The organism is Achromobacter sp. NFACC18-2, from assembly GCF_900108985.1.
In the GTDB taxonomy this organism is placed as follows: Bacteria; Pseudomonadota; Gammaproteobacteria; order Burkholderiales; family Burkholderiaceae_B; genus Achromobacter.
Window position 1 is genome coordinate 16,254 of sequence record NZ_FNYM01000003.1, and the last position, 12,728, is coordinate 28,981.

11 protein-coding genes are annotated in these 12,728 nt (G+C 64.4%); all 11 read left to right on the plus strand.

What is annotated here, in order from left to right; genetic code table 11:
- Entirely contained in the window at positions 1 to 468 is a 468-nt protein-coding gene (locus BMW75_RS04970; protein WP_092577448.1) for a virion core protein, T7 gp14 family, read from the plus strand.
- Positions 465 to 2,447: a hypothetical protein gene (locus tag BMW75_RS04975; protein WP_092577451.1), complete on the plus strand. Its 1,983-nt coding sequence runs from the start codon at positions 465 to 467 to the stop codon at positions 2,445 to 2,447. Before BMW75_RS04970 ends, BMW75_RS04975 begins: the two co-directional genes overlap by 4 nt.
- Positions 2,434 to 4,350 (plus strand): hypothetical protein, encoded by a 1,917-nt coding sequence (locus tag BMW75_RS04980; protein ID WP_092577453.1) that lies wholly within the window; start codon positions 2,434 to 2,436, stop codon positions 4,348 to 4,350. Before BMW75_RS04975 ends, BMW75_RS04980 begins: the two co-directional genes overlap by 14 nt.
- A 9-nt stretch (positions 4,351 to 4,359) precedes the next feature.
- On the plus strand, positions 4,360 to 6,840 hold the full coding sequence (locus BMW75_RS04985; RefSeq protein ID WP_092577456.1) for a hypothetical protein: 2,481 nt from the start codon (positions 4,360 to 4,362) through the stop codon (positions 6,838 to 6,840).
- Complete coding sequence (locus tag BMW75_RS04990; RefSeq protein WP_092577458.1) at positions 6,840 to 7,202, plus strand: hypothetical protein; 363 nt, start codon at positions 6,840 to 6,842, stop codon at positions 7,200 to 7,202. The genes BMW75_RS04985 and BMW75_RS04990 overlap by 1 nt, the downstream gene beginning before the upstream one ends.
- Positions 7,199 to 8,854, plus strand: a complete 1,656-nt coding sequence (gene terL, locus BMW75_RS04995; protein WP_092577461.1) for a phage terminase large subunit — start codon at positions 7,199 to 7,201, stop codon at positions 8,852 to 8,854. Before BMW75_RS04990 ends, terL begins: the two co-directional genes overlap by 4 nt.
- 38 nt (positions 8,855 to 8,892) lie before the next feature.
- On the plus strand, positions 8,893 to 11,208 hold the full coding sequence (locus BMW75_RS05000) for a glycosyl hydrolase family 28-related protein (protein WP_175493103.1): 2,316 nt from the start codon (positions 8,893 to 8,895) through the stop codon (positions 11,206 to 11,208).
- Between the two features lie 86 nt (positions 11,209 to 11,294).
- Positions 11,295 to 11,567 (plus strand): hypothetical protein, encoded by a 273-nt coding sequence (locus BMW75_RS05005; protein WP_139208498.1) that lies wholly within the window; start codon positions 11,295 to 11,297, stop codon positions 11,565 to 11,567.
- The gene (locus BMW75_RS05010; protein ID WP_092577470.1) at positions 11,564 to 11,782 is read left to right on the plus strand and encodes a DUF7940 domain-containing protein; all 219 of its coding nucleotides are present in this window, start codon (positions 11,564 to 11,566) and stop codon (positions 11,780 to 11,782) included. Before BMW75_RS05005 ends, BMW75_RS05010 begins: the two co-directional genes overlap by 4 nt.
- On the plus strand, positions 11,766 to 12,269 hold the full coding sequence (locus tag BMW75_RS05015; protein WP_092577473.1) for a lysozyme: 504 nt from the start codon (positions 11,766 to 11,768) through the stop codon (positions 12,267 to 12,269). Before BMW75_RS05010 ends, BMW75_RS05015 begins: the two co-directional genes overlap by 17 nt.
- A complete protein-coding gene (locus BMW75_RS05020; protein WP_092577476.1) occupies positions 12,266 to 12,652 on the plus strand; it encodes a hypothetical protein in 387 nt (128 codons plus the stop codon). Before BMW75_RS05015 ends, BMW75_RS05020 begins: the two co-directional genes overlap by 4 nt.
- Positions 12,653 to 12,728: the final 76 nt, after the last annotated feature.

A 12,728-nucleotide genomic window follows, 5' to 3' on the forward strand; every position in this document is an offset into this window, starting at 1 on the left:
ATGGGATGGTTCGCACTTGCCGCGATGGCGGTGGGCACTGTGATGCAAGCACAGAGCCAAAAAGAGCAAGGCCAGCAGCAGCAAGCGGCGGCGAACGCGCAGGCTGAGCAGATCGATATTCAGGCGGCGCAGGAGCGTGACGCCGCGGTCGCCCAGGCTGAGAAGATTCGGCGGGCAGGACGGCGCCAGGCTGCGGAGGCGGAAGCGGCTTATGCCAGCTCCGGGGTGTCTGTTGGTACCGGTTCGCCCGTTCGCATCAATGAATCCATCTACCGGGATTCCGAAGAAGACGCCTTCAACACCATTCTGACGGGTGAGCGGCGCGGCCGGTCGCTTGACACCGAGGCGGCGCTTACCCGGCGCGCGGGCGCCAATGCTCGCAGCGCTGGCAACTCGGCGGCAACTGGAAGCCTGCTAAGCGGAGCCGCGCAGTACGGCACCTGGAAATACAAGGGGACGACGAAATGAGGATTCCTGTCGGGAACTTCGGCAACCAGACCGCCCAGGCGGCCCCAGGCGTGCGCGTGCCTACTGGCGCGTTTGTGGATGGCAGCGCGGAGGCAATGCAGCAGACCGGCCGCCAGCTCTCTGGCATCGGGGCAGATCTGCTTGAGGCACAGAGCCGCGCGCAGACGCTGCGCCAGATGACCGAATCGAAAGGCGCGCTGGTCGGCCTTCAGGATGAGATTTCGCGGTCGGTCGAAGCCGGTGACCTGGATCCCGCGAAGGCGCAGACGGTATGGGATGAGCGCTCCAAGAAGCTCATGGGCGATCAGCTATCCAAGGTTGCCATGGGCCAGCGCGAAACGGTGGGCGCGCAGTTGGGTGAGCTAGGCCAGTCCCTCGGATTCCGGGTACGCGACGCGGCCACCAAGCGCACGCAGCAGAACATCGGCGGTGACCTGACGGCGCTGGGCATTGCCCTAGAGCGCGAGAACGATCCGGCCAAGGCATCCGCCCTGTATGACCAGTCCGTCCGCGCCATGGGCCCGTCCGCTGGCTGGGCGCCGGCGCAGATCGAAAACAACATCAACACGTTCCGCGAAAAGGCGTATGCGACCAAGGCGTACAGCCTGGTGAATGGTGCGCGCAACAGCATGGCCGACCTGAATAAGGTCGAGTCCATGCTCAATTCCGACGAGTTCGCCGCCCTGGATCCCCAGCGCCGCGCCGTGCTGCTGAACACCACGACGGGATACAAGACGGCCCTGGAGCAGCGCGCAGTGGCGCAGGCCCAGCGCGCCGAGATTCAGGCGGCCAAGCGGGACCGGCAGGCGGCCGGCATTTTCGCCGAGGTGCAACAGCTTTCCACCCAGGGCAAGAAGCTGGACCCGCAGTATCTGGCCGGCGCAGCCGCCGCCATGACCGGCACCCCCTACGAAGCGGCGTTCAAAGCCGCCGTTGAGCAAGCGCCGGCGGGCACGGCCTTCGCCATGCAACCGCTGTCCGCGCAGCGCGAAATGCTGGACGACCTGCTGGCTGAAGGCAACAGTCAAGGCTGGACGCCGACGCGGCAAGCCATGTACGACAACCTCGAAAAGTCGTACGAGGCATCTCAGCGCGAATACAAGGAAGACCACTTGCGCGCCGCCGTCGACCGCAATGTGCTCTCCGAGCTGAAAGAACCGGACCTTTCCAATGGGGTTCAATCCTTGATCGCGAGTATGCCGGCCTTGCTTGAACAGGCAAGCATCGTGGAGCAGGTCACAGGAAAACCTGAGTCGCCATTTACGCCCGAGGTGGCCATGCAGGTTGGTTCATTGCTGAACGCTCTTCCGCCAGACCAGCGCGCCACCAGCATCGCAACCCTGTCCAAGGCCGTGGGCACGCGCACGATGTCAGCCATCGCCGCCCAGCTGGACAGCAAGGATCGCAGTTTGGCCTTGGCTGCGGCATTGGGCGACCAGCAGCGCCCGAATGGCGGCCTGGTGTCAGAGCAGATCCTTCGTGGAGAACAGGCCATGAAGGACAAGCGCGTGCCGGACGCTGATGTGACGCGCTGGCGCACCGAGATTGCCGCCGAGGTGCGCGGCGTCTTTGCCACCCCAGAAATGGAAGATGCGGTTATCGACGCCGCCGTGCGCGTGCGCGCCGATGCCGACGTGCGCAAGGAAGGCCGCAGCATCCGCAGCGCCATCGAAAACGTGGCGGGCGGCATTGTCGACTTCAACGGCGGCAAGATTCCGCTGCCGCTGGGCATGACCGAAAGCCAGTTCGAACGCGGCCTGGTGGCGTTGACGCCGGACAGCTTCATCGACCAGGCGCCCGACGGCAATGTCTTCGTCGCAGGCAAGGCGGTGCCGGTATCCGATTTTGTGAAGGGGTTGCCCGACGCGGTGCTGCGCCATGCTGGCCAGGGCCGTTACACCGTGTCGTCCGGTACCGGCGTCGTGCTGAATCAGGCCGGGCAACCGGTCATCGTGAGGGTGAGCAATGGCACTCGATGATGCCTACCAGGGCGAAATCAACGAAGCACTGCGCAACCGCGCGCAGCTCGCGCCGATGGCGCCAGGCCCCGAGCGGGGCTTTAGCTTTTGGGGGATGGCAAAGGCGCCATTCACCGGGGCGGCGGCCGGTACCGTAGAGGCGGGCGCGTTCCTGTCCGACACCGTTGGCGCCTTCGGGTCGGCCATGGCATCCACGGGTTCCACCGGAGTGTTGCCCTTCGCCGAAACGGAAGAGCAGCGCGTATGGCGCGAGCAGGGCACCGGCGCGGCTAAGAAGGCGCTGGACGACGGCACGGCATTCAGCAGCGACACCGGCGACACCCTGCGCGACGCCAGCCGCTGGCTGGGGCCAAATCCGCAGACCGCAAGCACCGCTGAACAGATGGTGTTCGGCTTCACCAAGACCATCACCAAGGCGGTGGGCTACACGCTGGCCACCGGCAACCCGCTGACGGGCGCGGCGCTGACGGGCGCGGATGAGGGCGTCACGGCGGCGGATGAGCTGCGTCGACAGGGTGTCGACCTGGCCACCCGCACGGGCGTGGGCGCGGTTACCGGCCTGGCTACGGGCGTGGGCGTGGCGCTGCCGGTGGCAGGCCAGACGATTGGCGGCACGCTGGGCTACGCGGCGGCCGGTGGGCCTGGCCTATTCATCGCCCAGCAGCAGATGACGCGCGACATCCTGAACAACGCCGATTACAGCAACCTGGCCGACCAGTACAACCCGTTCGACCCCGTAGGCCTGGCCGTGTCTGCGCTGGTGCCCGCGGCGTTTGGTGCCTGGGCGTTGCGCGGGCGCACGCGGGCAGCAGCAAGGGAAGGGCAGGTGGTGCCCGCGCAGGCCGCCGAAGCAGCAGAAGCGCCGCGCGGCCCGGTTGCGCAGGAGCTGGTCGACGCGGCGCGCGTGCAGCGCGTGCGCGAGGTCGTGGATTCCTGGAACCTGGCCGACCCGTCCGACGTGCGCGCCGCCAATGACGCCATGATGTCGGTCATGCGTGCGTCGTCGCAGATGGCCGACGGCCTGCCGGTCTACGTGGCCGACCAGTTCCCCATGAAGGAAGCCTACGCGGCGCGCGCCCTGGAGACGATGGTGGCGCGTTCAGAAGCCGCCCGCGCGGAGCTGCTGCCCCAGGCGGAAGCGCTTGCAGACCCTGGCGCCATCCGGGCGCTGCGCACCGAGATTCAGGCACTGTCCCAGGCGCGCCGCGCCACTGGCGACGATGTGGAACTTCGCGCGCTGGCCGACCAGATCCGCACCAATGAACCGCGCACCGGCGCGCGAGCCGCGCTGAACCGCGCGCGCAAAGAACTGGACGCGCGCGCGGAAGAGACGGATGCGCGCATCGCCGCGCTGGAAGCGCAGATCGACGCCAACGCGGACGCCATGACCGCGCGCCAGGCGCTGGCTGTGCTGGATGAGCGGATCGAGCAGATGCGCGCCGAGCGTGCCGCTATCGACGCGCCGGCCACCGCTATGACGCCGGTGGCCGCTGGAGTGCGCGAGGCGGCCCGCGCGGGTGAGTCGGCGTTTCAGATCCCGGAGCGTGGCCGGCAAGCGACCGCCGAGCGAGCAAGCAGCACCGGCGCGCTACCTGGCGCCCAGGCTTTCGCGTCAGGCACCGATCTGGTCACGCCGACCGCCGCGCGCGCAGACGTTGACCCCATCGCGCCACCCGCCAAGATGCCCACCACCACGGCCGAGGTCACGAACGAGGCCTATGTTTCGGGCCGCCTGGCCGAGATCGAGGCCACCAACCCCGACATGCTGGTGCGAATGGACGGCGATGCCGAAGACGTGCCCATCACCGAGGCCGTCCGCCGCCTGAATGAACAGCTTGCGCAGGATGACGCGGACGCCGGCCTGCTGGCCGTGGCCGCGAACTGCTTCCTAAGCGCCGCATAAGGAAACGACATGCTCAAGAAATGTATTGATCAGGTGAACGCCGCTGCCGGCCGCACGCTCAGCCAGGCGGAAATCGCTGCCATCGATGACCGGCTTACCGGCACCGCCCAGGCAATGGCCCGGCAAGACCGCGCGGCGTGGCTTGCCCTGACGCCCGCTCAGCGCACCCTGGCCGCCGCCGAGCGCGCCATGCAGGACGCCCGCGCCGAAGCCCGCCTGAAGTTGCAGCGCCAGCAGCTCCAACTGATCAAGCGCGCCGACGTGGATGCCGAGATTGCCGGCATCCAGGAGATGCTTGGAAGCAATCGGAGCAGGGCCACCTACGAGCACATGCAGGGGACGTCCTCCTATATCAATGGTGTGCGTGATCAATACTGGTCCCAGTTGCGCAGCCTATTCGACGCCGCGGCCTCGTCCGAGGGTGTATCGGCAGGGCGCCGCGCGCTGCAGTTCCTGTTCGACGTCGAAAACCCGCAGATGACGCGGGATCTGGCTGTCGAGGTGTTCGCGCGTGGCGAGGGCGGCACGGGCAACCGGCTGGCCGTGGAGGCGGCCAAGGCCTGGGGAACGACGGTCGAGACGATGCGCCAGCGATTCAACAACGCGGGCGGCGACGTCGGCCGGCTGGAATACGGCTACCTCCCGCAGGGCAGTGACCAGGGCCGCGTGCTGGCTGCCGGCCAAGACGCCTGGGTGCAGCAGACTCTGCCGAAGCTGGACCGCAGCCGCTACGTGCGCCCAGACGGAAGCCTGATGGACGACGCGGAAATGACGGCGTTCCTGCGCGCCACCTGGGAAACACTGTCATCGGGCGGGCTGAACAAGCTGGAGCCGGGCGGATTCCGTGGCACCGGCGCGCGCGCCAACCGCGGAAGCCAAACCCGGCAGCTCCACTGGCGCGACGGCCAGGCCTATGTCGAGTACATGAGCGAGTTCGGACAGGGCAGCATGTACGACGCCATGACCAGTCATATCTCAGGGCTGGCCCGTGATATCGGGCTGGTCGAGCGATACGGGCCGAATCCGGCCCATCAATTCCGTGTTCAGGCTGATATTGCAGAGCGACAGGATGGGGGGCCTCGTAGAGTTGAATGGAGCTTGCTGGAAGGCCATTGGGACGTGATATCAGGTAATGCAGGAGCTGTGCAAAACGCCAGCCTTGCGCGCGTCGCGGCGGACGTCCGCAACCTGAACGTGGCTTCTAAGTTGGGGCGCGCTGTCCTGGCGTCTATTTCCGACATTCCGACCTACCTTCTGACCTCCGGCTACAACAAGCTGCCGTACTGGCAAGCGTTGAAGAACATCGGCGGCCAGTTCAGCGGCGAGACGCGGGAATTCCTGAACGCGCATGGCCTGATCGCCGAATCCCTGGTGTCCGACCTGAACCGCTTTTCGGGCGACCACATCCGCAACAACTGGTCCGGCAAGATAGCCAACAGTGTGATGAAGCTGTCCTTGATGAACGCGTGGACGGACGGCCTTCGCCGCGCGTTCCAGATGACCATGATGGGCGGCCTGGGCAAGATGTCCGGCAAGGATTGGGGCGCGCTGACTGAATGGGACCGCGCGCACATGGCGCGCAAGGGCATCACCGAAGATGATTGGGCAGTGCTCAGACAGGTGCAGCCGACCGAGTATCGCGGTCAGAAATACCTGACGCCGGAATCCATCATGGCCACTGGCGCCGACAACGCGCCGCAGTTGGTGTCCAAGGTCTTAGGCCTGATACGCGACGAGTCGGAATACGCCGTTCTGAATCCCAACCTTGCAACGCGCACACTGGCATCTGGCGGAGGACAGCAAGCCGGGACTGTGGGAGGCGAGCTATCACGAGCGGTGATGCAATTTAAGAGTTTCCCGTTGGCCATGATTTTTCGTCATTTTCGCAGAATGATCGATGCGCCCCGCGGACTTGATGGGGCTCCAGCAGTAGCCAATCGCCTTGCCTATGGCGCTTCGCTGATGCTGGGCACCACCATCGCCGGCGGCATCGCATTCCAGATCAAGGAAATGCTCTCCGGCCGGGACCCCCTGGCGGTGAACAGCGGACGGTTCTGGTCTGAAGCACTGCTGCAGGGTGGCGGCCTGTCCATCGTGGGCGACATGCTTTTCCAGGATCCTCGCGAGACGCCAGGGGGCTTTGCCGCATCCGTGGGCGGCACAGTGCTGGGGCCGTCTGCCGGAACCATGTTCGATGTGGTGGGCCTGGGTGTCGAGAACGCATGGCGCGCGGCCAGCGGTGATGACCTGAACCTGGGCGCTGGCGCGGCGCGCACGGTACGCGGCACGCTGCCGTATCAGAACCTGTGGTGGCTGTCGGGCGCCATCGATCACACCTTTTTCCACGCCTTGCAAGAAAACCTCAGTCCGGGATACTTGAGCCGAGTAGAGCGCCGCGCGTCGCGCCAGCACGATCAGGATTACTGGTGGCAGCTTGGGCCAGGCCTGCCGGAGCGCGGCCCCGACCTTTCCCGTGCCTGGAGTCGCTGATGCGCCAAGACCAATTCGAACGCCTGACCGAGTACGCCGAGAAGCTTATCGACGTGCTGGTGCAGGAAATGAACCCCGACAACTGGCCGGGCCACGGGGTAGACCCGAACAAGATGGACGCCCAGACTCGGGGTGATCGGTTCTGGGCAAAGAAGAACCCCATCGCCACTGTCACCCTGGCCATGAAGCTGAACAGCCTTATCGACCTGACGCGGCGCCAGACGGCGGGCGAAGGCGGCGTGGCGGCGGTGGACGACCATGCCGAGCCGGATGACGGCATGGAAGGCGAGGTCAAACGTGCCGAGAAGGAAGCCGCCAAGTTCCTGGAGAAGGTCCAGAAGGCGGCCGGCGCCACGCGATGAAACGCAAGATATCCTTCCTGGCCTTCTTCCTGATGTGGGCGAAGGTCCAGGGCTGGACTGTGCCGGACCTGCACGTCCGGATCTGCCATTGGCTGGGGACCTGCGACGATCCGGTGCGCGTGCTTCAGGTATTCCGGGGTGCGGCCAAGTCCACCATCTACGCCGTCTATAAGGCATGGCAGCTTTACTGTGATGGCACATGGGTGTCGCTCATCTGGGCAGCCGACGGGCCGCTGGCCAAGAAGCTGACGCGCGACACTATCAACGTTCTGCGCCGGCATCCGCTGTGCGGCGGCATGCTGCCCACCAAACCCGGTTCGCAGATGTTCTGGGTGTCTGGCGCCAACGACCCGCGCAACGCCAGCATGACCGCCGTGGGCGTGAATCAGAACGTCACCAGCGCCCGCGCGCGCGACATCGATTATGACGACGTCGAGGTGCCGAAGAACATCAAGACGGCCGACGCCCGGGAGAACCTGCGCGCCAAGATCCAGGAAGCCACCTTCATCCTGGTGCCCGGCGGCCAGGAAACCTACATCGGCACGCCGCACACGCACGACTCCATCTACCCGGAAATGATCGCGGCCGGCGCTGCGTCGCTGACGATCCCGCTGCTGGAAGACCAGATCCGGTACGAAGACACCACGAAGCGCACGCGCTACCCGGTTCCATTCAAGCCGGCCGCAGACGGGCTGTATGTGATGCTGGGCATCTACAAGCATGCCCGGCTGCTGGTGGAGGGGCGCGATTATCGATACGAGCGCGGCGAGGTCGTATTCGCCAAGCCACCGGGCGGCGCCGTGCTGGACATCTACGCGCGCTGCGCCTGGCCCGAACGCTTCACGCGGGCGGAAATCGAAATCCGCCGCAAGAAAACCCGAACCCTGAACTATTGGGACTCGCAATACCAGCTCCAGGCCAAGCCCATCAAGGAGTCCAGATTGGATCCGGAAAAGATAAAGCCCTACGCCGTGCACCCGCGTGTCGAGCTGGCCAACCGTGCAGTGCGCATGATGCTGGGCAACGTGCAGATCGTCAGCGCGCGCGCCTATTGGGATTGCGCGCTGGGAAAGATTCGCGGCGACGTGTCCGCCTTCTCCCTGGTTCTGGACGACGCGGCCGGGAATATTTACTGGCATGTCGCCGAGGCCATGGTGGGCGAGTTCGCCGAGTTCTCGGACGCGCGCAACGCCAAGATCATCGGCGGGCAGGTCATGCAGGCCTGCGCCCTGATCGAGCGCTTCAATATCCCAAACGTCTATGTCGAGACGAACGGCAACGGCGCCTTCGTCCCCCAGCTTCTGCGCCAGGCGCTCAAGCAACAGGGGCTGCGCTGCGGCGTGACCGATATCCAGGTGGGGCAGAACAAGAACGCCCGCATCCTTGACGGCTTGGAACCGCCCATGAAATCCGGCGTCATGTGGGCGCACGTCGACGTCCTGGACGGCCCGATGTGGGACCAGATGAAGGACTGGAACCCCGAAGTCAAGGACCAGCCCGACGACTACCTGGATAGCGGCGCGGGCGCGATCCTACAGGCACCCGTGCGCATCGGCCGGATGGTGAGGGAAAAAGACGGGATTCCGTCCGGGCTTGGGCGGGAAGATTGGCGCCCAACAGGGGGTGTGCACGAGGTCACCCTCGAAACCTAGCTGCCGGCAAGGCCGGCGCGTGCGCCGGAGTCCCTGCCGTGACCGTCCCCCAGAATCCAAATACCCGGACCGAGGCCATTGGCAACGGCATAACGGTTACCTTCGCTTTTGATTTTCTCTGCCTAGAAGAGCGGGATCTTCGTGTATCCATTTCGGATACCGTTTTGCCTTCGTCGCAATACAGCATTAGCGGTCTCGGGCAGTTGCAGGGAGGGGCGGTTACCTTCGTATCCGCACCGGCAGCGGGCGTTCCCATCCTGATGGAATTGGACGTTGTCATTGCGCGCGCGATCGACTATCAAGACAACGGTGATTTGCTGGCAGCAACCGTCAATTTTGATTTCGACCGTCTTTGGCTCGCAATTAAGGGGGCCTTCTGGTGGCTTCGGCGTTCCCTCATGCTTGGTCCTTACGATGTTGATGGGGCTGGTAGCTATCGCGCAAATAACAATCGAATTCAGGACCTGGCCGATCCGGTTGCTGACCAGGATGCGGTCAATCAGCGGTCGATGTTCGCGTTCGTCACCGACTACGTGGACAAGGCCATTGCCGGTGTGGTCGGTGGATTCGGATGGTTTCTCCAGGCCGGCATCGGTGCTGTATACCGCACGTTCCAGGATAAGCTGCGAGACAGCGTCAGCGTAAAGGACTTCGGCGCCGTGGGTGATGGTGTCGTAGACGATACCGCCGCCGTGCAGAAGGCGCTGGATGCCGGTCATCCCGTCGTAATTTTCCCGAAGGGCAGGTATCGCTGGGCGGCGAATGGTCCCACCGTTCGATCCGGCACCAAGGTGATCGGGCGCGGAGGGGTCATCATCCAGGAGAACTACGACGCCACGGCCACCAGTTCTGTCGGTACCGAATACTGCGGCCTGCGTGCGGAGCCTGGTTCTACTGACATTGAACTCAATGGGTTGAAACTCTTGGGCCCTTTCTACGGGCTGACGGTTCAACCAATCTATCGGTCTATCGCTTTCAGCGTCTCCGGCCGCTACGACCAGTATTTCTACAACAATTCAAACTACCCAGGGAATCCGCTGATCCCCGTCTCTGGCACGTCCTCGGACATCGTGGTGCGCCATTGCGTGATCGAGGGCTGGGGCCAGTCGGGCGTCATCGCTGACCAGATCGATCGCTTCTCGGCGAACTTCAACCGGATCCGGCATTGTGGCCGCGACGGTATCCGCATGTACGGCGTCCGCGATTTCGACGTCACGAACAACAAGATTGAGTACATGGCGCCCGGGTTCCCGGCAGAGGGCATCGACCCGAACAACAACGTCTATGGCGTCACTGCGACGCGGATCTACCATTGCACGAACGCAGACGGCACGCTGACGGACTATCGCAACAGCGCCTATGGGCAGATCGCTCTGAACGTCGTGCGCCATTGCCCGTCCTGGAAGGCGCTGGACACGCACGGCGGCACCGATATCACCTTCGCAGACAACGTCATCTTCAATGCCCACATCGGCATTGGACTGGACAAGGGTGGTTTCAATGCAGCGGATGGCTACGCCCCGCCGCGCCGCCTGAAGGTTCGCGGCAACATCATCAACGCTGACCCGACGAACGCCGCTGGTAACCGCGCCGGCATCTTTGCCGTGGCCCACGACGCGACCGAAGAGAACATCGGTGAGGATTTGGAGATCACCGGGAATCACGTTCAGGGGTACGGCGAGCAAACCCGAGACGGTAACGTCGTGGTCAGCAACTATCGCCGGCTCGTGGTTGACGATTTCACGATTCGTGGCGGCCTGCGCTCCGGGATCAACTTCCAGAACACCGTTGAAGACTACGTGATCGGAAACGGCACCATCCAGGATATCGGGATGACTTCTGGCGGCGCGTGCGTCGGCATCAACTTGCAGGCGTCCACACAACGGGGCGTTATTGACGGCGTTGCCTTCCGCAAGACGGACACTGCTGACACGATGATCGCCATCAGCTCGGCTAGCCCGAGCGCGGGCTACGGCGCCAAGGTCGGCCCGAACCTATCGTTCTTCGGAACGGTTGCACAGTTCAATTCCACAGGGGCCTTCATCCGGCAAGACAGCCCTTTCATGCTCAAGCCGCTGGCCTGGGGGAACATCAATAACGGGGGATCTGCCACGCTTGCCGCCGGGAAGGGTATTGCTTCCGTGACGCGCACAGGCACCGGTGTCGTGCGCGTGGTGATGACCGCAGCTGCCAGCACCACCAGCACATTTGCCCCGTATGCAACGACCAAGGGCACATCCGGGCGTTTGGTGTCCTGCGCCATCATCGATGAGTCGACCGTGGATGTGACGACGCGGGACCAGACCGGCGCGGCGGTGGACAGTGCCTTTTTCTTCAGCGTTATGGGGTTCTGATCGTGCCGCCCGAAGATATGGGTAGCAGCAGCGCCGATCTGCGAGGCTTGCATGCCCAGATTCAACAGTGGCGCCAGGAGGAGCGCATGGACAACGCTGCCAACCACGCCGAGAGCAAGAGTGAAATGGAAGCCTTGCGTCGGGAAATGTTGGCCCTGTCATCCGCAGTAAAGACGGCGTTCCCTGGTGGAGACTTTGATGGGCATCGTCGCTATCACGAGTTGCTCATCGCACGCGAAGAGCAGCGCCAGCAGATCCGCCGAGAAGTGTTGACCCACCTGCTCAAGGGCAGCACCTGGGCGATGCTGGTGGGCCTGCTGTGGATGGTGCTGCGCCATGCGAAGGACTACCTCAAATGAACATGATCCAGGACTGGCGCCGCAAGTTCCCGCGCCTATGGAGCGTGCGCCTGGCGCTATTGGCTGCGCTGCTGTCTGCCGTCGAGGTCTGCATGAATCTGTGGCTCACGGGCAAACCGCCGCTAATCGTGATCGGCGCCGGCCTTTTCTCCCTCTGCGCGGCCATCTCGCGCGTCATATCCCAACCGAGGCTGAACGATGAAGACCGGAGCTAAGCGCACCTTGCAGGGAACGGTAGGGGCGGGCGCCGCGGCGATCTTGCTTTCCATCGTGCCAAAGTTCGAAGGCTGGATATTGCGCGGATACAAGGACCCCATCGGCATCGTGACGGCCTGCGCGGGCCACACCAAGACAGCCGTGCTTGGCAAGCCATACACGCACGAGGAATGCGCCGCGCTGCTGGACCAGGATCTGGTGGAGCATGCCCAGGGCGTTCTGGCCTGCACGCCGGCACTGAACGGCCACACGAACCAGACTGCCGCCGCCGTGAGCTTTGCCTATAACGTCGGGGTCAGCGCGTACTGCCGATCGATGACGGCGCGGCGATTCAACGCCGGTGAGTGGGCGGCCGCATGCCGGGCCATAAACCAGGCCGATAACGGCAAGCCGCAATGGGTCTGGGCCGACGGCAAGATGCTGCCAGGACTGGTGACGCGCCGCGCCGCTGAGCGTGCGCTGTGTGAAACGGATCTGCCGAAATGATCCCGCGCGCCGCATGGCCCTACCTGATCGGCGCTGCCCTGGTGGTGGCTGCTGGTCTGGCTGTGGGCTGGTACGGGCATAGCCAACGGGTCGCCGGTCGCGCCGAATGTCAGGAAGCCCACCGCGTGGCCGGCCTGGAAGAGTTTAAGACTGAGGCGGAGCGGCTGACCGGCCTGTCGCAGAGCCTGGCTAATACGGCGGAGAAACTTGCCACCGCCGAGCCCAAGGTAATCGAGAGGTACACCCGTGAAATTATCCAGAGCCCTTTGCCTGCTGACTGTGTGCGCGACCCTGGCCGGGTGCGCACAACCAACGACGGGATCGACGCGGCCAACGCTTCCCGTCAATCTGAGCGCGCCGTGCCCGCCAGTTCCGCACGTTGATTCTGCGTCCTGGGACGATCTGGCCAAGGCGCACATCGCGCTGGCGTTCCAATACGCGGAATGCGCTGCCCGGCAT